Source organism: Pseudomonas sp. R37(2017), from assembly GCF_002113375.1.
GTDB lineage: Bacteria > Pseudomonadota > Gammaproteobacteria > Pseudomonadales > Pseudomonadaceae > Aquipseudomonas.
Genome location: NZ_NEHO01000011.1, coordinates 56763 through 81895 on the forward strand (window position 1 = coordinate 56763; position 25133 = coordinate 81895).

Below are 25133 nucleotides of genomic sequence, written 5' to 3' on the forward strand. Positions count from 1 at the left end.
CCATGCGCCTGCTCGCGGTGTTGATCAGCGCGGTGTGGCTGTGCTGCCAGGCGGCGCAGGCGCAGGTCCGCAACTACGACGAAATGATCGCCGCCGGGGAGCTGAAGGTGGCGGTCTACAAGGATTTCGCCCCCTACAGCTTTGAACGTGACGGCAAACCCCAAGGGGTCGATGTCGAACTCGCCGAGGCTCTGGCCAAGGCACTCGGCGTGCGCCTGACGTTGATCTGGGCGCCGGCCGGGGAAAAGCTCGACGACGACCTGCGCGATTACATCTGGCGTGCCAGTGCCTTGCACAACCAGCAGTTGGCCGACCTGATGATGCGTGTGCCTTACGACAAGGATTACGCGCAGAAGCGCAACGAGTTCGGCGAACTGGTCAACGGCCAGGTGGTGATGTTCGGGCCGTACCAGACCGAACAATGGCAAGTGGCCTACGACCGTCGGCGTCTGGACAAGGTCGCCAGCGTCGCGGTGTTCGAGCAACACCCGATTGGCGTCGAAGTCGACAGCGTGCCGTCGTTCTACCTGACTTCGGTGTTCAACGGCATGCTCGCCGGCAAGACCCATCACTATCCCGGCGTGCCCCAGGCGTTTGCCGCGATGAAGGCGGGCGAAGTCGACGCGGTGATGGCCATGCGCGGCGAAATCGACTGGCAGGTCCATGAAGCGGCTGACCCGCAAGTGGCGCTGGCCGAGAACGCCTATCCGAACATGGGCAAGCAACGGTGGGAAATCGGCATGGCGGTGCACGAAAGCAACCGGCAGTTGGCCTATGCCGTGGATGAAGCACTCGAAGGTCTGATCCGCGAGGGTGCGGTGAAGGCCATCTACGGCCATTACGGCCTGCGCTACGACGTGCCCGAGATGTATCAATAGGAGCAGGCGATGAAATGGCGAGGGAGTTGTCTGTTGGTCTGCTGGCTGAGCCTGGCGGCACAGGCTGACGCGATCGATCCTGGTAAAGACCCGGTGCCTTCGGTGATGTGGGCTTTCTATCGGCAGCAATTGCTGGGCAATGCGCCGTTCGTTTTCGACGAACGGATCAAGCTGATCGCGCCGCCTTTTGCCGAAGATGCCCGGCAGGTGCCGCTGGAAATCGATGCCCGGGCGTTCAAGGGTGAGGTGGTGAAAATTCTCGCCTGGGCAGAGCTGAACCCGTTGCCGAAGATCGTCGACTTCCAGCCGCTGGATTCGGTTCTGCCCTGGCTGTCGTTGCGCATTCGCATCGAACAGGCCACGCCCTTGCGCGCGGCGGTGTTGACCCGCGACGGCGTGTGGCATGTCGGATCGACCCTGATCGACGCTGCCGGTGGCGGCTGCACCGCGCCGAGCGTGGTGCGGACTCAACCGGGCTGGGAAGAACACATCGGTGAAGTGCTGGGCGGTCGTTATCCTCGGGGTGAATTCAGCCGCTTGCGTTTGCAGGTGGCCCATCCCATGGACAACGGCATGGCCAGCGGCATTCCGGAATTCTTCATCAACCATGCCGAGCTGCGGGACCACAACGAGCAAGTGTTGGCCAGGCTGGAACTGTTTCCCGCGGTCAGCGAAAACCCCAGCCTGGCCTTCGACATCGAAGGGGCAGGGCAAACGCGCCTGCTGCTGCGGGACAACAGCGGCAATGAATTCGATGCGTTGATCCCCTGACCCCAAGGAGCGTGGCATGCGCTGGATCCTGTTGATGGTGTTAAGCGTCAGTCTGCCGGTCCTGGCCGATCTCGAGTACTCGCTCAAGCCCCGGCAGATCGCCCAGGACACCTGGCTGCTGGAAGGCAGCACCGATAATTTCGCCAAGGCCAATGGCGGCAACATCGTCAACACCGCGTTCATCGTCACCGAACGCGGCGTGGTGGTGATCGACACCGGGCCGTCCAGGCGCTACGGCGAAGCGATGCGCAAGGCCATTGCCGCCACTACCGACAAGCCGGTGATCGAGGTCTTGCTGACCCATCACCATCCGGACCATGTGCTGGGCAACCAGGCCTTCAGTGATGTGCCGATCGGCGCCTTGGCCGGCACCACCGAGCTGTTGCACCGGCAAGGCGATGCCATGGCCGAGAATATGTACCGGATGGTTGGCGACTGGATGCGTGGCACCGAAGTGGTGTTGCCGACCCGGACGCTGACATCAGGCCTGAAAAGTTTTGGGAATCACGATCTGCGCCTGCTGAGCCTGGGTGGGCATACGGGCGCGGATCTGGCTATTCTCGACCAGCGAACCGGTGTGCTGTTTGCCGGGGACCTGGTGTTTTATCAACGGGCGCTGACTACGCCCAACAGTCCCGGGCTGTCAGTGTGGCTGGCGGACCTGGCAACCCTGCAAGGCTTGCCCTGGACACTGATCGTGCCGGGGCATGGGCCGGTGTCGAGCGATCCACATCCCTTCGAGCAAATGCGCGATTACCTGACCTGGCTCGATCAGTTGATGCGCGAGGGTGCCGCCAATGGCAGTGACATGGCCGAGATGATCCGCAACCCCATCCCCGAACGCTTCGCCTGCATCAAGTTGAGCCGCTACGAACTGATCCGCAGCGTCAGCCACCTGTACCCGCGTTACGAGCGCGAGCGGATGACGCGGGTCGATCGATAACCACACCGCCCCCTGTAGGAGCGAGCATGCTCGCGATGGACGCGAGAACACCGCGGTGTGTCCGGCATCCAGCGTTAACGTTGACGACCATCGCGAGCCTGCTCGCTCCTACAACCCCTACCAAGGAACTAGAAAACTCCACATTGCGGCCAATTGTTGCCAGCGCGGCGGCGCTCAAGAATCTGCACCAGACCGGGAAAATTTCCCGGACATAACAACAATCCGCAGAGGAAGCCGTCATGACTCAACCCGCACGTCGCCAGCCCTTCGTCTTGAGCCTGTTACTCAGTGCCATGCTGTTGTCCGGCCAGGCAATGGCCGGCGTTTCCGACCAGGACATTCTCCAGGATCCCAAGAACCCGGAACAGATCGTGACCAACGGCCTCGGCGTTCAGGGGCAGCGTTACAGCCCGCTGGATATTCTCAACGTCGACAACGTCAAGGACCTGCGTCCGGCCTGGGCGTTTTCCTTCGGCGGTGAAAAACAGCGTGGCCAGCAGGCCCAGCCGGTGGTCAAGGACGGCGTGATGTACATGACCGGCTCCTACTCGCGGGTGTTCGCCGTGGATGCCCGCACTGGAAAGAAACTCTGGCAATACGACGCACGCCTGCCCGATGACATCCGCCCATGCTGCGATGTGATCAATCGTGGTGTCGCGCTGTATGGCGACCTGGTGATTTTCGGCACCCTCGACGCCAAGCTCGTGGCGCTGAACAAGGACACCGGCAAGGTGGTCTGGAGCAAGAAAGTCGCCGACCACAAGGAAGGCTACTCGATCAGTGCCGCGCCGCTGGTGATCAACGGCAAGCTGATTACCGGCGTGGCCGGTGGCGAGTTTGGCGTGGTGGGCAAGATCGAGGCCTACGACCCGAAAAACGGTGATCTGCTGTGGACCCGGCCTACGGTCGAAGGGCATATGGGCTACGTCTACAAGGACGGCAAAGCGGTGGAGAACGGCATCTCCGGCGGCGAGGCGGGCAAGACCTGGCCGGGCGACCTCTGGAAAACCGGCGGCGCGGCCCCCTGGCTTGGCGGCTACTACGACCCGGAAACCAACCTTCTGCTGTTCGGCACCGGCAACCCGGCGCCGTGGAACTCGCACCTGCGCCCTGGCGACAACCTTTATTCGTCGTCGCGCCTGGCGCTCAATCCGGACGACGGCACCATCAAGTGGCACTTCCAGAGCACGCCCCACGACGGTTGGGACTACGACGGCGTGAATGAGCTGGTGTCCTTCAACTACAGCGAAGGCGGCAAGGAGATCAAGGCGGCGGCCACGGCCGACCGTAACGGTTTCTTCTACGTATTGGATCGCACCAACGGCAAGTTCATCCGTGGCTTCCCGTTCGTGGACAAGATCACCTGGGCCACCGGCCTGGATAAGAACGGCCGGCCGATCTACAACGAAGCCAGCCGCCCCGGTGCCCCGGGTTCCGAAGCCAAGGGCAGTTCGGTCTTCGTGGCGCCGGCGTTCCTCGGCGCGAAAAACTGGATGCCGATGGCCTACAACAAGGACACCGGGCTGTTCTATGTGCCGTCCAACGAATGGGGCATGGACATCTGGAACGAAGGCATCGCCTACAAGAAAGGCGCGGCGTTCCTCGGCGCCGGGTTCACCATCAAGCCGTTGAACGAAGACTACATCGGCGTGCTGCGGGCCATCGATCCGAAAACCGGCAAGGAAGTCTGGCGCCACAAGAACTATGCGCCGCTGTGGGGCGGGGTGCTGACCACCAAGGGCAACCTGGTGTTCACCGGCACACCGGAGGGTTTCCTGCAGGCGTTCAACGCCAGGACTGGCGAAAAGGTCTGGGAATTCCAGACCGGCTCCGGCGTACTCGGCTCACCCGTGACCTGGGAAATGGACGGCGAACAGTACGTCTCGGTGCTCTCCGGCTGGGGCGGCGCGGTACCGCTGTGGGGCGGCGAAGTGGCCAAGCGGGTGAAGGACTTCAACCAGGGCGGCATGCTCTGGACCTTCAAGCTGCCCAAGGACCTGGTGGCCAAGCACTGACCCCGACTACACCGCTACCCCCCTGTAGGAGCGAGCAAGCTCGCGATGGTCGTCAACGAAGACGCTGGCTGCCTGACACCCCGCGTCGCCCGCGAGTTCATCGCGAGCATGCTCGCTCCTACAGCAACTACATCGCATAACCCCCTGTAGGAGCGAGCAAGCTCGCGATGGTCGTCAATGATGACGCTGGCTGCCTGACACCCCGCGTCGCTCACGAGTTCATCGCAAGCATGCTCGCTCCTACAGAAAACACACCGTATCGACCCCGACAGAGGCCTCATCATGATCTACGCACAACCCGGAACCCCAGGCGCCGTCGTTACCTTCAAACCGCGCTACGGCAATTTTATCGGTGGCGAGTTTGTCGCTCCGATCGATGGCGAGTACTTCACCAACACCTCGCCGGTCAACGGTGAAGTGATCGCCGAATTCCCGCGCTCCCGCGCCGCCGACATCGACAAGGCCCTCGACGCCGCCCATGCCGCTGCCGACGCCTGGGGCAAGACCTCGGTGCAGGAGCGCTCCCAGGTGCTGCTGAAAATCGCCGATCGCATCGAGCAGAACCTTGAAGTCCTGGCCGTCACCGAAACCTGGGACAACGGCAAGGCCGTACGCGAAACCCTGAACGCCGACGTGCCGCTGGCGGCCGACCACTTCCGTTACTTCGCCGGCTGCATCCGCGCCCAGGAAGGCGGCGCCGCCGAGATCAACGAGCTGACCACGGCCTATCACTTCCATGAGCCGCTGGGCGTGGTCGGGCAGATCATTCCATGGAACTTCCCGCTGCTGATGGCCGCCTGGAAACTCGCCCCGGCCCTGGCGGCAGGCAACTGCGTCGTGCTCAAGCCTGCCGAGCAAACGCCGCTGTCGATCATGGTCTTCGCCGAGCTGATCGCCGACCTGCTGCCGGCGGGCGTGCTGAACATCGTCCAGGGCTTCGGGCGCGAGGCCGGCGAAGCCCTGGCCACCAGCAAGCGCATCGCCAAGATCGCCTTCACCGGCTCGACTCCGGTCGGCTCGCACATCATGAAATGCGCGGCGGAAAACATCATCCCGTCCACCGTCGAACTCGGCGGCAAATCGCCGAACATCTTCTTCGAGGACATCATGAACGCGGAACCCGCGTTCATCGAAAAAGCCGCCGAAGGTCTGGTCCTGGCGTTCTTCAATCAGGGCGAAGTCTGCACCTGCCCCTCCCGGGCGTTGGTGCAGGAGTCCATCTACGAGCCGTTCATGGCCGAGGTGATGAAGAAGATCGTCAAGATCAAGCGCGGCAACCCCCTGGACACCGAGACCATGGTCGGCGCCCAGGCGTCCGAGCAGCAATACGACAAGATCCTCTCGTACCTGACCATTGCCCGGGAGGAGGGCGCCGAGCTGCTCACCGGCGGCGCGGCCGAACGCCTGGAGGGCGACCTGTCCAGCGGCTATTACATCCAGCCGACCCTGCTCAAGGGACACAACAAGATGCGCGTGTTCCAGGAGGAAATCTTCGGCCCGGTGGTGGGTATCACCACCTTCAAGGACGAAGCCGAAGCCCTGGCGATTGCCAACGACAGCGAGTTCGGCCTGGGCGCCGGCCTGTGGACCCGCGACATCAACCGCGCCTACCGCATGGGCCGGGCGATCAAGGCCGGGCGCGTGTGGACCAACTGCTACCACCTGTACCCGGCGCACGCGGCGTTCGGGGGCTACAAGAAGTCCGGCGTCGGCCGTGAAACCCACAAGATGATGCTCGATCACTACCAGCAGACCAAAAACCTGCTGGTAAGCTACGACATCAATCCGCTGGGGTTCTTCTGACCTCTCAAGAACACTGAAAAATCTGTGGGAGCGAGCCTGCTCGCGAAGAGGTCAGCACATTCGCTATTGATGTCGACTGTCAGACCGCTTTCGCGAGCAGGCTCGCTCCCACATGAATTTGTGCGGTACGCACACCCCCTACCAAATCACCCCGCAAACTCCTTCGAAAGTAGCATTCGGGCACTCGATGCCCCGTGCATTAATGGCACTACCGGAATCACCCGGACACAAGAAGAGGAATGACCCATGTGGACTAAACCCGCGTTTACCGATCTGCGCATTGGCTTCGAAGTGACGATGTATTTCGCCAACCGTTGATTGACCACCCGGCCAGCCGTTGTGTTGGCCGGGCCAGCCTTCTGGAGCATCCGCCATGTACATCCGCGTTCTCGGTTCCGCCGCTGGCGGTGGCTTCCCCCAGTGGAACTGCAACTGCCGCCAGTGCACCGGTGTGCGCAATGGCAGCCTGCGGGCACAGCGCCGTACGCAGTCGTCGATTGCTCTGAGTGACGACGGCGTGGAGTGGGTGCTGTGCAATGCGTCACCGGACATTCGCGCGCAACTCGAGGGTTTTGCCCCGTTGCAACCGGCGCGGCGCCTGCGTGACAGCGCCATCGCCGGCATCGTCCTGCTGGACAGCCAGATCGACCATTGCACCGGTCTGCTCAGCCTGCGCGAAGGCTGCCCCCATGCGGTGTGGTGTACCGAGCGTGTGCATCAGGACCTGAGCAGCGGTTTCCCATTGTTCAACATGCTTGAACACTGGAGCGGCGGATTGCAGTGGCAACCGGTCGGTCTCGACCGCCAGCCGTTCGGCATTCCGTCTTGCGGGCATTTGCAATTTCGCGCGATTCCCCTGGTGAGCAACGCGCCGCCGTATTCGCCCAATCGCGGCAACCCGCAGCCGGGCGACACCATCGGCTTGTTCATCGAGGACCTGCGCAACGGCGCCTCGTTGTTCTATGCCCCGGGCCTTGGCCGAATCGACGATGAAGTGCTGGGCTGGATGCAGCGTGCCGATTGCCTGCTGCTGGACGGCACCCTGTGGCGCGACGACGAGATGCGTATCTGCGAAGTCGGCCAGAGCCTGGGCAGCGAAATGGGGCACCTCGCCCAAAGCGGCCCCGGCGGGATGCTTGAAGTGCTGGAGGGCTTGCACCGCCAGCGCAAGGTGCTGATCCACATCAACAACACCAATCCCATTCTCGATGAAGACTCGGCCGAGCGGGCTTTGCTGGAGCGGCGGGGGATCGAAGTGGCTTATGACGGCATGAGTATCGAGCTGTAGCGGCTGGCCCCTTCGCGAGCAGGCTCGCTCCCACAGTGGATTTCTGCTGTACATGAAATTTGTGTTCACACCGAACACCTGTGGGAGCGAGCCTGCTCGCGAAGAGGCCAGCGCAGACACCGCAGAAATCCATGGAGAACAAAATGACTGACAGCCCCATGTCCCCCAGTGAATTCGAAGCCGCCCTGCGCGCCAAGGGTGCCTACTACCACATCCATCACCCCTTCCACCAGGCCATGTACGCCGGCCGCGCCAGCCGTGAACAGATCCAGGGCTGGGTCGCCAATCGCTTCTACTACCAGATCAACATCCCCCTGAAAGACGCCGCGATTCTCGCCAACTGCCCGGACCGCGACGTGCGCCGGGAATGGCTGCAGCGGATTCTCGACCACGACGGCGCTCCCGGCAGCGAGGGCGGTATCGAAGCCTGGCTGCGCCTTGGTGAAGCCGTGGGGCTGGATCGTGAGCAGATTCTGTCCCAGGAATTGGTGCTGCCCGGCGTGCGTTTTGCGGTGGACGCCTACGTCAATTTCGCCCGTCGCGCCTGCTGGCAGGAAGCGGCCAGCAGTTCGTTGACCGAACTCTTTGCCCCGCAGATCCATCAATCGCGCCTCGACGCCTGGCCGACCCACTACCCGTGGATCGACGTCGCCGGCTACGACTATTTCCGCACGCGCCTGAGCCAGGCGCGGCGCGATGTCGAACATGGCTTGCGTATCACTTTGGCGCACTACGTGACGGCCCAGGGACAACAACGGATGCTGGAGATCCTGCAGTTCAAGCTCGACGTGCTGTGGAGCATGCTCGATGCGATGAGCATGGCCTACGAGCTTGCGCGACCGCCGTATCACACGGTCACCGACGACAATGTCTGGCACCGGGGGATCGCCCTGTGAGCCTGATCGATCGCCGGCAGTCACCGGCCTTGCGTCGCGGTTTTCGGCTGCAATGGGAGCCTCGCCAGGAGTGCCACGTACTCCTGTACCCCGAAGGCATGATCAAGCTCAACGCCAGTGCCGCTCTGATTCTCGAGCTGGTGGATGGCCAGCGCAGCGTGGCGTCGATCATTGAAAGATTGAACGCCAGTTTCCCCGGGGTACCCGGGATCGACGAAGACGTTCTGGCGTTTCTGGAGGTGGCCCATGCGCAGTTCTGGATCGAGTGAGACGCTGCCCGGACCGCCACTGTGGCTGCTTGCCGAGCTGACCTATCGCTGTCCGCTGCAATGCCCCTACTGCTCCAATCCACTGGACTTTGCCCGGCACGGCGAGGAGCTGAGCACGCAAGAATGGATTCGTGTATTTCGCGAAGCGCGGGACATGGGCGCCGCGCAACTGGGCTTTTCCGGTGGCGAGCCGCTGGTACGCCAGGACCTCGCCGAACTGATCAAGGCTGCCCGGGACATGGGCTACTACACCAACCTGATCACCTCGGGCATCGGCCTGACCGAGCAGAAGGTGCATGACTTCAAGGTGGCCGGGCTGGACCATATCCAGATCAGCTTCCAGGCCGCCGACGAGGCGGTGAACAACATGCTCGCCGGATCGCGCAAGGCCTTTGCCCAGAAACTGGCGATGGCCCGTGCGGTGAAAGCCCAGGGCTATCCGATGGTGCTGAACTTCGTCACCCATCGGCACAACATCGACCGGATCGCGCAGATCATCGAGCTGTGCCTGGAACTGGAAGCGGATTTCGTCGAATTGGCCACCTGCCAGTTCTATGGCTGGGCCGAACTCAACCGCGTCGGCCTGTTGCCCACCCGCGAGCAATTGCAACGTGCCGAACGCATTACCAACGAGTACCGCCAACGCCTTGAAGCCCAGGGCCACCCGTGCAAGCTGATCTTCGTCACCCCGGACTACTACGAGGAACGCCCCAAGACCTGCATGAACGGCTGGGCCAACCTGTTTCTCGACATCACCCCCGACGGCACGGCGTTGCCTTGCCACAGCGCCCGGCAGTTGCCGGTAGCGTTTCCCAATGTGCGCAAGCACAGCGTCGAGCACATCTGGAACGACTCGTTCGGCTTCAATCGTTTTCGCGGCGATGCCTGGATGAAGGAGCCGTGCCGCTCCTGCGATGAAAAGCACAAGGACCTGGGCGGTTGCCGCTGCCAGGCCTTCATGCTGACCGGCGATGCCGGCAATGCCGACCCGGTGTGCAGCAAATCGCCTCACCACGGCGTGATCCTCGAGGCCCGCAAGCAAGCGCAGGCGCCGGGGTTGGGGATGGAGCACCTGACATTGCGCAACGAGAAGGCTTCGCAGCTGATCTATCGCGGCTAGCCTGGCGACACAAATCCCCTGTAGGAGCGAGCATGCTCGCGATAGCGGTTGAACATTCAACATGTCTGTGACTGACACTCCGGCATCGCGAGCATGCTCGCTCCTACAGGGATTGCGGTGGATTCGAATGGGCTACCCATTGGTCTGATTGCATTCACAGCTGGATGGTTTAGTGTGGTTTGCACCTTCCAAAACAATAAAAACAGGCTTTCAAATGAGCCAGAGTCTCAACCAGCTGCGCAAGTTCGTTTCCCCTGAGATCATCTTCGGTGCCGGTAGCCGGCACAATGTCGGCAACTATGCCAAGACCTTTGGCGCGCGCAAGGTCCTGGTGGTCAGCGATCCCGGCGTGATCGCCGCCGGCTGGGTCGCCGATGTCGAGGCCAGCCTGCAAGCCCTGGGCATCGAATACTGCCTTTACACTGATGTCTCGCCCAACCCGCGGGTCGAAGAAGTGATGTGCGGCGCCGAGATGTACCGGGAAAACCACTGCGACGTGATTGTCGCCGTCGGTGGCGGCAGCCCGATGGATTGCGGCAAGGGCATCGGCATCGTCGTTGCCCACGGGCGCAGCATTCTCGATTTCGAGGGCGTGGACACCATCCGAGTACCCAGCCCGCCGCTGATCCTGATTCCGACCACCGCCGGCACCTCGGCCGACGTCTCGCAATTCGTGATCATTTCCAACCAGCAGGAACGCATGAAATTCTCCATCGTCAGCAAGGCCGTGGTGCCGGACGTTTCGCTGATCGACCCGGAAACCACCCTCAGCATGGACCCGTTCCTGTCGGCCTGTACCGGCATCGACGCCTTGGTGCATGCCATCGAAGCCTTCGTGTCCACCGGCCACGGGCCGCTGACCGATCCCCATGCGCTGGAGGCGATGCGCCTGATCAATGGCAACCTGGTGCAGATGATCGCCAACCCGACCGACATCGCCCTGCGCGAGAAAATCATGCTCGGCAGCATGCAGGCCGGGCTGGCGTTTTCCAACGCCATCCTCGGCGCCGTGCATGCCATGTCCCACAGCCTCGGCGGCTTTCTCGATCTGCCCCACGGCCTGTGCAACGCGGTGCTCGTCGAACACGTGGTGGCCTTCAACTACAACTCGGCGCCGGATCGCTTCAAGGTGATCGCCGAGACCTTCGGCATCGACTGCCGAGGGTTGAATCACCGGCAGATCTGCGGGCGCCTGGTCGAACACCTGATCGCCCTCAAGCACGCCATCGGCTTTCACGAAACCCTCGGTTTGCATGGCGTCAGGACCTCGGACATTCCGTTCCTGTCGCAGCATGCGATGCACGACCCGTGCATCCTGACCAACCCGCGCGAATCCAGCCAGCGTGATGTCGAGGTCGTCTATGGCGAAGCCCTCTGACGAGCAACAACGAGCCCTGGCCGGCCTGCTGGGGCTGGGCAGCCATTCGGCGCGCAAGAGTCATTACCCGGAACTGGCCGCGCGCCTGGATGACCTGGAAGCCGAGCGCAACCGCTACAAGTGGCTGTTCGAAAACGCGGTGCACGGGATCTTCCAGGCCAGCCTGCACGATGGCATGCGCGCGGCCAACCCGGCGCTGGCACGCATGCTCGGCTACCAGGACCCGCAGGAGGTGCTGTTCTCCCTGACCGACCTGGCCAGCACCCTGTTCGTCGACGGCGCGCAAGAACTGGAAACCATCGGCGAAATCCTCAGGCAGCAGCGCAGCCTGCACGGTTATGAAACCCGCTTGCGCCGCAAGGACGGCAGTCACCTCGATGTATTGATGAACCTGCTGCTCAAGCCCGGCCAGGAAGGGCTCGTGGAAGGGTTTGTCTCCGATATCACTGAGCGCAAACTGGCCCAGCAACGTCTGCAGCAACTCAATGACGAACTGGAACAGCGCGTCGTCGCGCGCACCGATGAATTGCTCGAAGCCAACCGTAACCTTCAGCAGCAGATCACCCAGCGTAAACAGATCGCCCGGGCCTTGCGCGACGCCCGCGATGCCGCCGAGGCCGCCAATCACAGCAAGGACAAATACCTCGCTGCCGCCAGTCACGACCTGCTGCAACCGCTGAACGCCGCGCGGCTGCTGATTTCGACCCTGCGCGAACGCAAATTGCCGGAAGCCGAACAGGTGCTGGTGGAGCGTACCCACCAGGCACTGGAAGGGGCCGAAGACCTGTTGACGGATCTGCTCGACATTTCCCGGCTCGATCAGGCCGCGGTCAAACCCGATATTGCCTCGTACCGCCTCGACGAACTGCTCGGGCCGCTGGTGTCGGAGTTCCAGTCCGTCGCCCAGGCGGCCGGCTTGAACCTGCGGGTGCGCATGGCCGATTACGCCATCAGCACCGACTTGCGCCTGATGACGCGGATCCTGCGCAACTTTCTCAGCAATGCCTGCCGCTACACCGATGAAGGCAGCATCCTGCTGGCGGCAAGGCGTCGGGGCGAGATGCTGCGCCTGGAAGTCTGGGACACCGGGCGTGGCATCGCCGCCGACCGGCTCGATTCGATCTTCCTCGAGTTCAACCAGTTGGACGTCGGGCGCGCCGCCGACCGCAAGGGCGTAGGCCTGGGGCTGGCGATTGTCGAGCGTATCGCCAGGATCCTGGGCTACAGGATCGGCGTGTACTCGTTGCCGGGGCGTGGTTCGATGTTCAGCATAGAGGTGCCGATATCCGACGAGGTTCCCTTGCCAGTGAGCCATGCGCTGCCACAACCGGGCACCGGCAATCCACTGCCGGGCCGCCGTTTGCTGGTGATCGACAACGAAGTGAGCATTCTCGAAAGCATGAGCGCGTTGCTCGGGCAGTGGGGCTGCGAAGTTGTGACAGCCACCGATGAAGCAACTGCGCTGGCGGCGTTACGCGGGCAGGCACCGGAACTGATTCTCGCGGACTATCACCTCGATCACGGGGTGGTCGGCTGTGAGGTGGTGCGACATTTGCGCGAGCATTTCCACCATGACATTCCCGCGGTGATCATTACCGCCGACCGCACCGACCATTGTCGACGCGCGTTACAGCGGCTCAATGCACCCTTGCTGAACAAACCGGTGAAGCCCGGTAAATTGCGAGCGGTGTTGAGTCAACTGTTGGGGGTATCGGCCTGAAGCGGCGGGCAGGTAGTGCGCGTTGGTCTATCCCTCGCCACAGAAGCGCCCCCAACGTCACTCAATCGTTGCAGTGTGGTTCCGGCAGACCGTTGACGCCGGGGGCGAGGGCGAACACGCCACCGGCCAGTGATTGCGGGTCGTGGTCGTCAGCGGGGCGGATCGAGGTCACGAACAGCGTGTCCAGTCGAGGGCCACCGAAGGCGCACATGGTGGGTTTCTTCACGGGTACGGCGAGGGAGCGGTCGAGTCGGCCATCGGGGGTAAAACGGTGGATGAGCCCGGCGTCGTTGGCGCAAATCCAGTAGCAGCCATCGGCGTCGACCGCGGCACCATCGGGGCGACCTTCGTGCTGGTTCATGTCGACGAACACACGACGATTCGAAGGCGTGCCGGTTTCGATGTCGTAGTCGAACGCCCAGATCTGCTGGACCTGTGGATGAGAGTCGGACAGGTACATCGTGCGCCCATCCGGACTGAAGCCCAGGCCATTGGGCACGATGAACCCGTTCAGTCGGGCGTCGAGCGGCCCGCGTTGCCCGGCGCTGTAGCGATACAAGGTCCCGACGGCGGCGTTGGCACCCATGTCCAGGACCATGCTGCCGGCCCAGAAACGCCCCTGCCGATCGCAACGGCCGTCGTTCAGGCGCATGTCGGTGCGGGCATGAACGACGTGGGCCAGCGGTTCACTGTCGAGACTGCCGTCATTGCGCGGATGCAGGCGGAAGAACCCGCTTTCCATCCCGGCGACCCAGCCGCCGTCAACATGGCGTGCAATACAGGCGAGCATCTCCGGGGTTTTCCAGGCATCCAATTGCCCGGTTTCGGCACTCCAGCGTTGCAGAGCGCCGGCGGGAATATCCACCCAGTAAAGGGCGTTTTCCTCAGGCACCCAGACCGGGCTTTCACCGACCGCGTTGCGGGCATCGACAATCAATTCGGCTTGCATGGCGACTCATTCCCTGGGTTTTTGTTGTGGAGTGTTCAGTCGCCGAACGGGCCGGCTGCGCAAAAGGCTCCGCCCTGGTACAGCCGGGCCGGATCATCGGCGGCGGGCATCGGCTGGGCTTCGATTTTTTCGCGGAACACTTCGGAGCTGTCTTGCGGGGTAAAACCCAGGACCGAGGCATAGCGGTTGTCCCACCAGATATCCTTGTTGTCGGACATGCCGTAGACCACGGTGTGGCCGACGTCCGGGGTGTACAAGGCGCGTTCGAGCAATTGGGTCAGGTCGCCGAAGCTCAGCCAGGTGCTCAGCATCCGGCGGTTGTGCGGCTCCGCAAACGACGAGCCGATGCGCACGCTGACGGTCTCGATACCGTAGCGGTCGAAATAGAAGGTGGCCATGTCTTCGCCGTAGGACTTGGACAAGCCGTAGTAGCTGTCCGGGCGGTGAGGGGAGTGGGCGTCAATGACTTCGTCCTGCCTGTAGAAGCCGATCACATGATTGGAACTGGCGAAGATCACCCGTTTCACGCCGTGGCGACGCGCGGCTTCGTAGATGTGGAACACACCGCAGATGTTGGCGCCGAGGATTTCTTCGAACGAGCGCTCGGTGGACACGCCGCCAAAGTGCAGGATCGCGTCAACACCTTCGACCAGTTGATGCACCGCTTGCTTGTCGGCGAGATCGCAGGGCATCACTTCTTCGCTGTCATCGATGGCCGGGGCGATGTCGGCGATGTCCGACAGGCGAATCACCTTGGCGTAAGGGCGCAGGCTTTCACGCAGGACTTTCCCCAGGCCACCGGCGGCGCCGGTCAGCAGCAGGCGGTTGAAAGGGATGCGGGCGGTTGCAGTGGTCGTCATGGGAATCCTGGGCACGCGGTTGTTGTTATTGGTTTGTTGTAGGTTGTCGTACGACTATGGAGAATATTGTTAGGGTTTCCGGAGCTTGTCAACGCGACACGGGTGGAAATTGACGGAGGGTCGTTTTTTCCAGTTGAAACAAATCTCCCTGCTGACCCCGAACCTGTAGGAGCGAGCAAGCTCGCGATGGCGGAGTGTCAGCCAGCATCAATATCGACTGATCCACCGCCATCGCGAGCATGCTCGCTCCTACAGGGGATCTTTGGTGAACAGACGGTTTTTTGCATGACAGACATTTAACTGTAGGAGCGAGCAGGCTCGCGATTGCGGAGTGTCAGCCAGCATCAATTTCGACTGATCCACCGCTATCGCGAGCATGCTCGCTCCTACAGTTGCTCTGTGTTTACAGCAGGCTGATCGGATAGCTGATGAACACCCGGTTTTCGTCAAACTCGTTGGTGCTGAAGCTCCTGCGAATAGTTGCGTTACGCCATTTCACGTTGAGGTTTTTCAGCGCACCGCTCTGCACCGTGTAGGCCAGTTCCGATTCGCGACCCCATTCCTCGCCGTCGGTGATTTTCCCGGTGTGCACGTTGTCACCACTGATATAGCGGTTCATCAGGGTCAGGCCGGGAATGCCGAGGGCGACGAAGTTGTAGTCGTGGCGCACCTGCCAGGATTTTTCCCGGGCGTTGTCATAGCTGGAGTTGTAGCTGTCGTTGGCCAGGGTGCCGCCGCTGGTGCCGTTGACCCGCATCCAGACGTCGTCACCGGTGAGTTTTTGCAGGCCGACGTAGAAGGTGTTGCCGCCATGTCTGGCCGAGAGCAGGGCGAACGCGGTCTTGTTGTCGAGGTCACCGGCCTTGGCGCTGCCGTCTTCCTTGCCGATGAAGTAACCCAGGTTGGCGCCCAGGGTCCAGTCGCCGACGGGCTGGCTATGAGTCAGGTTGAAGTACTGCTGCTGGTAGATGTCACTGAGTTCCGAGTACCAGACGCCGACCTGCGTACGCTTTTCATTGAACGCATATTCACCGCCACCGAAGTTGAAACGGTCCGAGGTGAACGCCGCTTTGCCGTTCATGAACATGTCTTCCATGCTCGCGTCGTTGCGCGGGCTGTTTTTCTGGAATTGACCGCCGTACAGCGTCAGGCCACTGATTTCGCTGGAGGTCACCTGGGCGCCCTGGAAGGTCTGTGGCAACGAGCGACCATCGTCGGAGCGCAGGATCGGCAACACCGGCATCCATTCGCCGACCTTCAATTCGGTTTTCGAGACCTTGCCTTTGAGCGCCACGCCCAGCCGGCCGAAATTGTCGGCGGGGCGGCCGTCGTCGTGGATCGGCAACAGCTGCGTGCCACCGGTGCCTTTGCCGCCATCGAGCTTCTGCGAGTAAAGGCCCAGTACATCGATGCCGAAACCCACGGTGCCCTGGGTGAACCCGGACCTGGCGTCGAGGATGAAGTTCTGCGTCCACTCTTCAGCCTTGCCCTGGGGGTAGGCCGGATTGATGTAGTTGCGGTTGAAGTAGGCGTTACGCAGATTCAGCGTGGCCTTGGCGTCGTCGGTGAAACCTTCGGCCTGGCAGGTCATGGGCAGGACGAGGGCCAGGCTGCCGCAGCCGATCAGGCTCAGGGCATGACGACGGGAAAAGTCTGGACGCGAAGAACGGGTGGACGAATGGCGGACGAGCTTGCTCACCGTGAGGCTCCCTTGTTTCTTGTTTTTATTAGTGTCATACGTCGTCGTACAACATCGGCGGCGATATTTGCCGGATTTTTACGAGTTGTCAATCGGAAGTTATACGATGACTTGTGTGGTAGGGACTGACGCCGAAGAAACTAATGTGGGAGCAGGCCCGCTCCCACAAAGGGAATGGATTTTTAGTTGGATATCATGGGGGGCAGGGTGCCCAGTAGCGAGACCGCCGCCACTGCGCCAAGCCCCAGTATCCACTCCAGCATCACACTGGCGCGCAGTGTTTGCAGACGCTGCTCGCAGTCATCGATGCGCAGTCGATTGAACAACGCCAGACCCAGCATCGCCGCTACCAGTGAGGCCTTGACCAACAGGATCAAGGCAAAACCGGTGAACAGCGGCGTTGGCCAGAATGCCCCGGTGAGCACCCGCACATTGATCAGGCCGGTGATCAGCAGTCCGGCGACCAGGCCGTAGCCGACACCGCTGAAGCGTTGCAACATCACGCGTATCGAATGCCCCGCAGGCGCCCGCAGAATCATCACCAGCAACATCAGGCCGCCGAGCCAGGCCCCGACGCAGATCAAGTGAATGAGTTGATTGAGTATCAGCCACTGGCCTGCGGTGCCATCGAGCATGGCGCCGTGACCGACCGGGGCCAGGGTGGCCAGCAACAGGCCGCTGAGGGTCAGGCGCAGGGCAAGGCTGGCGCGCAGTGGGGCCAGCAGCAGTGCCAGCAATACCAGGTTAATCAGCAGATGCCAGCGCCAGACCTGGCCGAAAAAGGTGTTACCCAGCACCAGGCCCAGGGTCGACGGATCGAAGGCCGCGTCCCAGGCACCGGCCATGCTCGCGGTAATCAGCGACAACCAGCAGACCCCGCTGAACAGCGCCACGACAGCCAGCCAACGGGTGGTCCGTGCCAGGCGCTGATCCAGCATGGTCTCGCCATTTGAAAGCAGCGGCCTGAACACCCAGGCCCCGAACAGCATCAACACCACGATGAAATGCAGGAAGCGGCACAGCACCAACGCGCTCGCCATGAACTACTGGCCAACCTTGAAGGCATAGGCACCTTCGCTTTTGTGGGTGTCGACGGACACGGCGTGCCATTCGACTTTGTAGGTGCCGGCGGTCAAAGGCGCGGCGGGGGTGACGATCAGGGTCTTCTTGTCGCTGTCGTCGGTGGTCAACGCTTTCACCGCCACCGGTGCGCCATCCCGGGTCAGGGTGACTTTGCTGAAACTGGCCTCGACACCCTCGGAGAACTCCAGGCGCAATTGCGTTGGCGCGGCCACGGTGCTGTCGGCGGCCGGTGTCTGGCTTTTCAGGTGGGCGTGGGCAAGCACCGATGAAGCGGCGAACAGCGAGCCAAGCAGGGCTGTGATGGTCAGGGTTTTCTTGAGCAGCATCGTGAGTACCTAGGGCAGTTTCCAAGTGCGCTGAGTTTAGCTTTGCGACAGCGGCTGTACGAAGTTTCGTTTTCCTTTGTCGCCGCAGTCCAGAGCGGATGCTAGTCTTGCTCAAGGTTGTTGTCGGGGACCCGCATGGGCAATCACAAGATCGAGATTCGTCGCAGTAACGTCGAGAAAATTCTGCTGGGGGCGGAAAAGGTCTTCGCTGAAAAGGGCTTCGGCAGCACGGCCATGGCCGACATCGCCGCTGAAGTGCAACTGCCGCGCTCCAACCTGCATTACTACTTCAGCACCAAGACCGAGTTGTACAGCGCCGTGCTGTTCGACTTGCTGGAGGTCTGGAAGCAGGACGCGCTGTGTTTCGAGATGTTCGACGACCCGCGGGTGGTGCTCAGCAGTTACATCCGCGCCAAGATGAACCATTCCCGCAGCCGGCCTTATGGTTCGAAAGTCTGGGCCAACGAAATCATCCACGGCGCGCCGACCCTCGGCGCAACGCTGGACGCGAGCCTGTACGACTGGGCCAAGATGAAGGAAGCGAAAATCCGCCAGTGGGTGGACGACAAACGCATCCTGCCGGTGGAGCCGTCGAGCCTGCTCTACATGATCTGGGCCTCGACCCAGCACTACGCCGACTTCGATCACCAGGTGAACATCCTGAACGACCACCAGCCACTGTCGGACATGCAGTTCGAAAAGGCGGTGCAGACGGTGACCAGTGTGATTTTGCGGGGGATTGGGTTGGAGCCTTGATTTTTGTGGAGTAGCGGCTGGCCTATTCGCGAGCAGGCTCGCTCCCACAGTGGATCTCGGCGTTTAGACAATCCCTGTGGGAGCGAGCCTGCTCGCGAAGGCGTCAGTTCAAGCTCAGCCAATATCAAGAGCTGACGTGATACGGATTCCTCGGATCATGATTCCAGTCCAGGAACGGCTTGCCCGTCTCCACCGGCACCATCTCGATGCAGTCCTGCACCGGGCAGGTGATCTGGCACAGGTTGCAGCCCACGCACTCCTCTTCGATCACCTGGTACTTGTGGGTGCCGTCCGCTTGCTTGAGGCTGGCCACGGCCTGGTGCGAGGTGTCCTCACAGGCGATATGACAACGACCACAACCGATGCAGGCCTCCTGGTCGATTTTCGCGATCACCTGATAGTTGATGTCCAGGTATTTCCAGTCCGTGGTGTTGGCCACTGCGCGGCCGGAAAACTCCGCAATGCTGGCGTAGCCCTGACTGTCCATCCAGCGTGACAAGCCATCCTTCATGTCCTCGACAATCCGGAAACCGTGCAACATTGCCGCCGTGCACACCTGCACCGAACCGCTGCCCAATGCAATGAACTCCGCAGCATCGCGCCAGTTGCCGATGCCACCGATGCCGCTGATCGGCAGGCCCCGGGTCTGCGGATCACGGGCGATTTCGGCCACCATGTTCAAGGCAATCGGCTTGACCGCCGAGCCGCAGTAACCGCCATGGGTGCTTTGGTTGCCGACCATGGGGTTGGCGACCATGCGTTCGAGGTTGACGCTGGTGATCGAGTTGATGGTGTTGATCAACGACACCGCATCGGCGCCACCACGATGGGCGGCGCGGGCGGCGACACGGATGTCGGTGATGTTCGGCGTGAGCTTGACGATCACTGGCAGCGAGCAATACGTCTTGCACCAGCGGGTGACCTGTTCGACGTATTCCGGCACCTGGCCGACCGCCGAGCCCATGCCCCGTTCCGGCATGCCGTGGGGACAGCCGAAGTTCAGCTCGATGCCATCGGCGCCCGTGGCCTCCACCAGCGGCAGGATGTTTTTCCAGGACTCTTCGGTGCAGGGCACCATCAGGGACACGATCAGCGCGCGGTCCGGCCAGTCCTTTTTGACCTGGGTGATTTCCCGCAGGTTGACCTCCAGCGAGCGGTCGGTGATCAGTTCGATGTTGTTGAAGCCCAGCACTTCACGGTTCGGGCCGAAGTGCGCCGAGTAGCGTGACGACACGTTCACCGCCGCCGGGTCTTCACCCAGGGTTTTCCAGACCACGCCGCCCCAGCCGGCCTCGAAGGCGCGGACCACGTTGTAGGCTTTGTCGGTGGGTGGCGCGGAGGCCAGCCAGAACGGATTGGGCGCTTTGATGCCAGCGAAGACAATCGACAGATCGGCCATTTACGCAGCCTCCACGTTGAGCATCAGTTGAGCGTTGATCGCCTCGGCGGCGCGCTTGCCGTGTTGCACCGCTTGCACCGTGAGGTCTTGATCGAGGTTGGTGCAGTCGCCGCCGGCATACACGCCGGGGATACTGGTACGCAGCTGTTCATCGACTTCGATGCGCTCGCCCTGACGCTTGAGTTCACGGGCCAGCGGATCGGCGAGGGCGCTACTGTCGAAGGCCTGGCCAATGGCTTTGAAGATTGCATCGGCAGCCAGTTCGAAGGTTTCGCCGGTGGTTTGCAGGCGACCTTCGACCAGATGGGTGCGGGCGAAACGCATGCCGCGCACACGGCCGTGGTCATCGAGCAGCACTTGCTCCGGTTGCGCCCAGGTCATCAGCCGCACCTGATTGGCCTTGGCGATCTCCTGCTCGTGATGGGTGGCCCCCATGTCTTCGGCGCCGCGCCGGTACACCAGATTCACGTCATGGGCACCGAGGCGGGCCATTTGCACGGCCATGTCGATGGCGGTGTTGCCTGCGCCAAGGACAATGCAGTGGTCGGCCAGGGGCAGTTGGCTCAGGTCATCGGCCTGGCGCAGTTCGCGGATGTAGTCGGTGGCGGCGAGCAGGCCTGGCGCGTCTTCGTGGGCCAGGCCCAGTTGTTTGCTGGCATTGAGCCCGAGGCCGAGGAACACCGCGTCGAACTGTTGCTGCAGTTCGCCGAGGGTCAGGTTGTCCCCGAGTTTCTGCCCGTGGCGGATTTCGATTCCGCCGATCTCCAGCAGGAACTCAAGTTCCCGTTGCGCGTAGTCGTCCACCAGTTTGTATTTGGCGATCCCGTACTCGTTGAGGCCGCCGGCCTTTTCCCTTGCCTCGAAAATCACTACGTCATGCCCGTGCATGGCGCTGCGATGGGCGCAGGACAAACCGGCCGGACCGGCGCCCACCACGGCGATGCGTTTACCGGTGGCGGCAGCGCGCTCGAAGGGGTGCGCGCTGAAATGGGCGTTATCCACGGCGTAGCGCTGCAACAGGCCGATCATGACCGGCGCGCATTCGTGGGCGTTGTTGCGCACGCAGGCTTGCTGACAAAGGATTTCCGTCGGGCAAACCCGGGCGCAACTGCCGCCGAGGATGTTGGCCGAGAGGATCTTCTGCGCGGCGCCTTGCACGTTGTCCTGCTGGATGTTGCGGATGAACGAGGGAATGTCGATCTCGCTCGGACAGGCATTCACGCAGGGCGCGTCGTAGCAATACAGGCAGCGTGAGGCTTCGAGATGGGCCTGGCGCTCGTTGAGCGGCGGCGCCAGGTCGGTGAAGTGGCCGGCGAGGGCGGCCGCGTTCTCAACGGGATGCGGGAGGTGGTCCAGGGTCTTGATCACGGTTTTAGCCTCACGGTGATTTGAGGTGCTGCCTCTGCATGGGCATGTTTTTTTGTGTTGTCTGTACCGGCCTCTTCGCGAGCAGGCTCGCTCCCACAGGGGAATGCATTTCAAATGTGGGAGCGAGCCTGCTCGCGAAGGCCGAAGGCCTCGATGTCAGCGTTTCACAGCCTTCGGCTTGTGCATCTCAGCCCGCTTGCTCAGCAAATCAAACACCGCCGGGTACGCCGGCCGTTCGATGTAGCGCCCGGCGCCACGCTCGGCCCGCAGGTCGCCATCGGCCCAGACCACGCGGCCCTGGCTGATGGTGTGGCTCGGCACGCCGCGCACGGTCTTGCCTTCGAAGATGTTGAAGTCCACCTGCTGGTGGTGGGTCTTGGCGGAAATGGTCCGCGTGCCTTGCGGGTCCCACAGCACCAGGTCGGCATCGGCACCGACGCGGATCGCGCCTTTGCGTGGGTAGAGGTTGAAGATCTTCGCTGTGTTGGTGGAGGTCAGCGCGACGAATTGCTGCATCGAAAAGCGTCCGCTGTTCACGCCTTCATCCCACAGCACCGCCATGCGGTCTTCGATGCCGGCGGTGCCGTTGGGGATCTTGCTGAAGTCGTCGCGGCCAGCGGCTTTTTGTTCGGCGCAGAAGCAGCAGTGGTCGGTGGCGGTGGTGTGCAGATTGCCCGATTGCAGGCCATGCCAGAGCGCCTCCTGATGGCCGCGAGGGCGGAACGGCGGGCTCATCACATAACCGGCGGCGGTTTGCCAGTCCGGGTGACGGTAGACGCTGTCGTCCAGCAACAGGTGCCCGGCCAGCACTTCGCCGTACACCGGCTGGCCCTTGCCCCGGGCATAGGTGATTTCGTCCAGGGCTTCCTTGGTCGAGACATGCACCAGATACAACGGCGTACCCAGGGTTTCGGCAATGCGGATCGCACGGCTCGCGGCCTCGCCTTCAACTTGCGAAGGCCGCGACAGCGGATGCGCTTCCGGCCCGGTGATGCCCTGGGCCATCAGCTTGCGTTGCAGGTGAAACACCAACTCACCGTTTTCCGCGTGGACGGTCGGTACCGCGCCCAGCTCCAGGCAGCGTTCGAAACTCGCCACCAGGGTGTCATCGGCGGCCATGATCGCGTTCTTGTAGGCCATGAAGTGCTTGAAGCTGTTGACGCCGTGCTGGCTGACCAGTTCGGCCATTTCCTCGCGGACCTGTTCGCTCCACCAGGTGATGGCGACATGAAAACCGTAGTCGGAGGCCGACTTCTCGGCCCAGCCGCGCCACTGATGGAAGGCTTCGAGCAAGGATTGCTGCGGATTGGGAATCACGAAGTCGATGATCGAGGTGGTGCCGCCGGCCAGGCCCGCCGCCGTGCCGCTGTAGAAGTCTTCGCTGGCCACCGTGCCCATGAACGGCAGTTGCATGTGGGTGTGCGGGTCGATGCCGCCGGGCATCAGGTATTGGCCGCTGCCGTCGAGCACTTCGGTTTGTGCAGGAATATCGAGGTTTTCGCCGATGGCCTTGATCACGCCGTCTGCGCAATACACATCGGCGCGATAACTTTCATCATGGGTAACAACGGTGGCGCCACGAATCAACAGAGACATTCCGAGTTCCTCGCAGGCAATGACCGGTTTATGCCGGTTCTAGGTGTTCTATATGAAAACAGCCGGTACGGAACAAATCCTGTCACTGCTGTCAGGAATAAACGCTAGCTGCACTTTTTCGAATCGGCAAGAATATTTTTCATAAGCTTATTCTTGTATTAACTAATTGATAATTAACGATTAAATGGAAATTTCAGGAAAGTTGTGAGACCGCTCATCATTTTGACGCACTTGACAGGAACCAAATATGGTCAAGATTTCCATGTGAAATCAGCTGTTTGAGTATGGTCTATGGTTGATGCGCAGCCATTGAAACAAGACCAACGCACCAGATTGAGTCCTGACTGTTTCGACAACTTGCCTGGCACTCGGCACGTTTATTGAAGCCGAGTGCCCCTGATGAACAATAATCAAAAAGAACAGTGGAGCGGCCATGCAACAGATCAGATCGCAAGTGACCGAGTGCGACGGCTTGTTTGAGCTGGAAGCCGGCAGCGATGTCCTCGACAGTCCCCGTTACAACCACGACATCGCGCCGACCAGGGTGCGTGAACGCACCTGGAACAAATGGCACATCACCGCGCTGTGGGTGGGCATGGCGATTTGCGTGCCGACCTACACCCTGGGCGGAGTGCTGACCGCGTACTTCGGCCTGACCGTTGGCGAAGCGTTGCTGGCGATTCTGTTCGCCAACATCATCGTGCTGATTCCCCTGACACTTAACGCTTTTCCCGGCACCAAGTACGGCATTCCCTTTCCGGTGTTGTTGCGTTCGTCCTTCGGCGTGCTCGGTTCCAATATTCCATGCCTGATTCGCGCCCTGGTGGCGTGCGGCTGGTTCGGTATCCAGACCATGTTCGGCGGGTTGGCGATTCACCTGTTCCTCGGCTCGGTGTTCGAGGGCTGGAAGTCCCTGGGCGGCACTGGCGAGGTCATCGGCTTCATGGTGTTCTGGGCGCTGAACCTGTGGGTGGTCATCCGTGGCGCAGAGTCGATCAAGTGGCTGGAAACCTTGTCGGCGCCACTATTGGTGCTGGTGGGCGCGGGCCTGCTGGTCTGGGCGATGCCCAACGTGTCGATGACCGAATTGCTGGCGATTCCGGCCAAGCGTCCCGAAGGCGCCAGCGTAGCGAGCTACTTCGCGGCCGGGTTGACGGCGATGGTCGGCTTCTGGGCCACGCTGTCGCTGAACATTCCGGACTTCAGTCGTTACGCGAGAAGCCAGAAGGACCAGATTGTCGGGCAGATCATCGGCCTGCCGCTGACCATGTTCCTGTTTGCGTCCCTGGGCGTGGTGATGACCGCCGCGTCGGTGAAACTGGTGGGGGTCACGGTGTCCGATCCGGTGACCCTGATCGGTCATATCCAGAACCCGGTCTGGGTCGCACTGGCGATGGCGCTGATCATCATCGCCACGCTGTCGACCAACACGGCGGCCAACATCGTGTCGCCAACCAATGACTTCCAGAACATCGCGCCCAAGCTTATCAACCGCACCAACGCTGTGTTGCTTACAGGGTTTGTCGGGTTGGCGTTGATGGCGCATGAGCTACTGAAAAAGCTTGGCCTGATCGTCTCGGACCTCAGTCTGGAAACCGTCTATTCCAACTGGCTGCTCGGCTATTCCAGCCTGCTGGGGCCGATCGCCGGGATCATGGTGGTGGACTATTTCCTGATCAAGAAACAGCAACTGGACCTTGCCGGCCTGTACCGCGATGACGTGTATCCGGCGTGGAACGGGTGCGGGTTCATTGCTTTCGGTGTGCCGGTGGTGTTGACGCTGCTGTCCCTGGGCAGCGATGCGTTCAACTGGTTCTACAGCTATGGCTGGTTCACCGGCTCGGCCCTCGGAGGAGTGATTTATTACGGGTTGAGTGTGATGCGGCCCAGTCCGTCTGTTGCGAAATCTGCGGTGTAGGTGATGACCCCTTCGCGAGCAGGCTCGCTCCCACAGGGGAATGCACTCCAAATGTGGGAGCGAGCCTGCTCGCGAAAGCGCTGGCACAAACACCGACG

Annotated in this window: 22 protein-coding genes; 14 read left to right on the forward strand and 8 right to left on the reverse strand. The window is 61.7% G+C overall.

Translation table 11 applies throughout. From position 1 onward, the window contains the following. Window positions 1-2: 2 nt before the first annotated feature. The 12 genes from CAG47_RS18285 (at window position 3) to CAG47_RS18340 (ending at window position 13081) form a co-directional block, all read left to right on the forward strand. Complete coding sequence (locus CAG47_RS18285; protein ID WP_085726243.1) at window positions 3-878, forward strand: ABC transporter substrate-binding protein; 876 nt, start codon at window positions 3-5, stop codon at window positions 876-878. A gap of 9 nt (window positions 879-887) precedes the next feature. After that, on the forward strand, window positions 888-1649 hold the full coding sequence (locus tag CAG47_RS18290) for a quinoprotein dehydrogenase-associated SoxYZ-like carrier (RefSeq protein ID WP_085726244.1): 762 nt from the start codon (window positions 888-890) through the stop codon (window positions 1647-1649). Window positions 1650-1665: 16 nt separating this feature from the next. Continuing rightward, entirely contained in the window at window positions 1666-2592 is a 927-nt protein-coding gene (locus CAG47_RS18295; protein WP_085726245.1) for a quinoprotein relay system zinc metallohydrolase 1, read from the forward strand. A gap of 239 nt (window positions 2593-2831) precedes the next feature. Continuing rightward, complete coding sequence (locus CAG47_RS18300; protein ID WP_085726246.1) at window positions 2832-4607, forward strand: PQQ-dependent methanol/ethanol family dehydrogenase; 1776 nt, start codon at window positions 2832-2834, stop codon at window positions 4605-4607. A 282-nt stretch (window positions 4608-4889) separates the two neighbouring features. Continuing rightward, complete coding sequence (locus tag CAG47_RS18305; RefSeq protein ID WP_085726247.1) at window positions 4890-6410, forward strand: aldehyde dehydrogenase family protein; 1521 nt, start codon at window positions 4890-4892, stop codon at window positions 6408-6410. A gap of 246 nt (window positions 6411-6656) precedes the next feature. Next, window positions 6657-6728: a pyrroloquinoline quinone precursor peptide PqqA gene (gene pqqA, locus CAG47_RS18310; RefSeq protein ID WP_003253598.1), complete on the forward strand. Its 72-nt coding sequence runs from the start codon at window positions 6657-6659 to the stop codon at window positions 6726-6728. 55 nt (window positions 6729-6783) lie between these two features. Beyond that, window positions 6784-7698: a pyrroloquinoline quinone biosynthesis protein PqqB gene (pqqB, locus tag CAG47_RS18315; RefSeq protein ID WP_085726248.1), complete on the forward strand. Its 915-nt coding sequence runs from the start codon at window positions 6784-6786 to the stop codon at window positions 7696-7698. A gap of 143 nt (window positions 7699-7841) precedes the next feature. Then, window positions 7842-8594 (forward strand): pyrroloquinoline-quinone synthase PqqC, encoded by a 753-nt coding sequence (pqqC, locus tag CAG47_RS18320; protein ID WP_085726249.1) that lies wholly within the window; start codon window positions 7842-7844, stop codon window positions 8592-8594. Then, the gene (gene pqqD, locus CAG47_RS18325; protein ID WP_085726250.1) at window positions 8591-8863 is read left to right on the forward strand and encodes a pyrroloquinoline quinone biosynthesis peptide chaperone PqqD; all 273 of its coding nucleotides are present in this window, start codon (window positions 8591-8593) and stop codon (window positions 8861-8863) included. The genes pqqC and pqqD overlap by 4 nt, the downstream gene beginning before the upstream one ends. Beyond that, a complete protein-coding gene (gene pqqE / locus CAG47_RS18330) occupies window positions 8841-9983 on the forward strand; it encodes a pyrroloquinoline quinone biosynthesis protein PqqE (protein WP_085726251.1) in 1143 nt (380 codons plus the stop codon). Before pqqD ends, pqqE begins: the two co-directional genes overlap by 23 nt. A 214-nt stretch (window positions 9984-10197) precedes the next feature. Further along, complete coding sequence (gene ercA, locus CAG47_RS18335; RefSeq protein ID WP_085726252.1) at window positions 10198-11361, forward strand: alcohol dehydrogenase-like regulatory protein ErcA; 1164 nt, start codon at window positions 10198-10200, stop codon at window positions 11359-11361. Next, the gene (locus CAG47_RS18340; RefSeq protein WP_085726253.1) at window positions 11345-13081 is read left to right on the forward strand and encodes a NahK/ErcS family hybrid sensor histidine kinase/response regulator; all 1737 of its coding nucleotides are present in this window, start codon (window positions 11345-11347) and stop codon (window positions 13079-13081) included. Before ercA ends, CAG47_RS18340 begins: the two co-directional genes overlap by 17 nt. Before the next feature lie 61 nt (window positions 13082-13142). On the opposite strand, the gene CAG47_RS18345 is transcribed toward CAG47_RS18340, so the two are convergent. From CAG47_RS18345 to copC, 5 genes are all read right to left on the reverse strand, one after another. After that, window positions 13143-14030 (reverse strand): SMP-30/gluconolactonase/LRE family protein, encoded by an 888-nt coding sequence (locus CAG47_RS18345; protein ID WP_085726254.1) that lies wholly within the window; start codon window positions 14028-14030, stop codon window positions 13143-13145. 35 nt (window positions 14031-14065) lie between these two features. Beyond that, window positions 14066-14890, reverse strand: a complete 825-nt coding sequence (locus tag CAG47_RS18350) for an NAD(P)-dependent oxidoreductase (protein ID WP_085726255.1) — start codon at window positions 14888-14890, stop codon at window positions 14066-14068. Between the two features lie 403 nt (window positions 14891-15293). Further along, complete coding sequence (locus tag CAG47_RS18355; protein WP_085726256.1) at window positions 15294-16589, reverse strand: OprD family porin; 1296 nt, start codon at window positions 16587-16589, stop codon at window positions 15294-15296. A gap of 182 nt (window positions 16590-16771) precedes the next feature. Beyond that, window positions 16772-17629, reverse strand: a complete 858-nt coding sequence (gene copD, locus CAG47_RS18360) for a copper homeostasis membrane protein CopD (protein WP_085726257.1) — start codon at window positions 17627-17629, stop codon at window positions 16772-16774. A gap of 3 nt (window positions 17630-17632) precedes the next feature. Continuing rightward, entirely contained in the window at window positions 17633-17998 is a 366-nt protein-coding gene (copC, locus tag CAG47_RS18365; RefSeq protein WP_085726258.1) for a copper homeostasis periplasmic binding protein CopC, read from the reverse strand. A 135-nt stretch (window positions 17999-18133) separates the two neighbouring features. Between copC and CAG47_RS18370 the strand changes: the two genes are divergently transcribed. After that, on the forward strand, window positions 18134-18754 hold the full coding sequence (locus tag CAG47_RS18370) for a TetR/AcrR family transcriptional regulator (protein ID WP_085726259.1): 621 nt from the start codon (window positions 18134-18136) through the stop codon (window positions 18752-18754). A 124-nt stretch (window positions 18755-18878) separates the two neighbouring features. On the opposite strand, the gene preA is transcribed toward CAG47_RS18370, so the two are convergent. From preA to hydA, 3 genes are all read right to left on the reverse strand, one after another. Beyond that, complete coding sequence (gene preA / locus CAG47_RS18375) at window positions 18879-20153, reverse strand: NAD-dependent dihydropyrimidine dehydrogenase subunit PreA (protein ID WP_085726260.1); 1275 nt, start codon at window positions 20151-20153, stop codon at window positions 18879-18881. Further along, the gene (locus tag CAG47_RS18380; protein WP_085726261.1) at window positions 20154-21521 is read right to left on the reverse strand and encodes an NAD(P)-dependent oxidoreductase; all 1368 of its coding nucleotides are present in this window, start codon (window positions 21519-21521) and stop codon (window positions 20154-20156) included. Window positions 21522-21677: 156 nt separating this feature from the next. Beyond that, complete coding sequence (hydA, locus tag CAG47_RS18385; RefSeq protein WP_085726262.1) at window positions 21678-23117, reverse strand: dihydropyrimidinase; 1440 nt, start codon at window positions 23115-23117, stop codon at window positions 21678-21680. 433 nt (window positions 23118-23550) lie between these two features. Here hydA and CAG47_RS18390 point away from each other — a divergent pair, with 433 nt between their 5' ends. After that, window positions 23551-25035 (forward strand): NCS1 family nucleobase:cation symporter-1, encoded by a 1485-nt coding sequence (locus CAG47_RS18390; RefSeq protein WP_085726263.1) that lies wholly within the window; start codon window positions 23551-23553, stop codon window positions 25033-25035. Window positions 25036-25133: the final 98 nt, after the last annotated feature.

Coding starts and splice junctions, on each gene's coding strand:
- CAG47_RS18390 (WP_085726263.1), top strand. CDS start 23,551: ATGCAACAGATCAGATCGCAAGTGACCGAGTGCGACGGCTTGTTTGAG.
- hydA (WP_085726262.1), bottom strand. CDS start 23,117: ATGTCTCTGTTGATTCGTGGCGCCACCGTTGTTACCCATGATGAAAGT.
- CAG47_RS18295 (WP_085726245.1), top strand. CDS start 1,666: ATGCGCTGGATCCTGTTGATGGTGTTAAGCGTCAGTCTGCCGGTCCTG.
- CAG47_RS18370 (WP_085726259.1), top strand. CDS start 18,134: ATGGGCAATCACAAGATCGAGATTCGTCGCAGTAACGTCGAGAAAATT.
- pqqE (WP_085726251.1), top strand. CDS start 8,841: ATGCGCAGTTCTGGATCGAGTGAGACGCTGCCCGGACCGCCACTGTGG.
- pqqC (WP_085726249.1), top strand. CDS start 7,842: ATGACTGACAGCCCCATGTCCCCCAGTGAATTCGAAGCCGCCCTGCGC.
- CAG47_RS18290 (WP_085726244.1), top strand. CDS start 888: ATGAAATGGCGAGGGAGTTGTCTGTTGGTCTGCTGGCTGAGCCTGGCG.
- pqqB (WP_085726248.1), top strand. CDS start 6,784: ATGTACATCCGCGTTCTCGGTTCCGCCGCTGGCGGTGGCTTCCCCCAG.
- preA (WP_085726260.1), bottom strand. CDS start 20,153: ATGGCCGATCTGTCGATTGTCTTCGCTGGCATCAAAGCGCCCAATCCG.
- CAG47_RS18340 (WP_085726253.1), top strand. CDS start 11,345: ATGGCGAAGCCCTCTGACGAGCAACAACGAGCCCTGGCCGGCCTGCTG.
- CAG47_RS18305 (WP_085726247.1), top strand. CDS start 4,890: ATGATCTACGCACAACCCGGAACCCCAGGCGCCGTCGTTACCTTCAAA.
- ercA (WP_085726252.1), top strand. CDS start 10,198: ATGAGCCAGAGTCTCAACCAGCTGCGCAAGTTCGTTTCCCCTGAGATC.
- CAG47_RS18300 (WP_085726246.1), top strand. CDS start 2,832: ATGACTCAACCCGCACGTCGCCAGCCCTTCGTCTTGAGCCTGTTACTC.
- copD (WP_085726257.1), bottom strand. CDS start 17,629: ATGGCGAGCGCGTTGGTGCTGTGCCGCTTCCTGCATTTCATCGTGGTG.
- copC (WP_085726258.1), bottom strand. CDS start 17,998: ATGCTGCTCAAGAAAACCCTGACCATCACAGCCCTGCTTGGCTCGCTG.
- CAG47_RS18345 (WP_085726254.1), bottom strand. CDS start 14,030: ATGCAAGCCGAATTGATTGTCGATGCCCGCAACGCGGTCGGTGAAAGC.
- CAG47_RS18285 (WP_085726243.1), top strand. CDS start 3: ATGCGCCTGCTCGCGGTGTTGATCAGCGCGGTGTGGCTGTGCTGCCAG.
- CAG47_RS18350 (WP_085726255.1), bottom strand. CDS start 14,890: ATGACGACCACTGCAACCGCCCGCATCCCTTTCAACCGCCTGCTGCTG.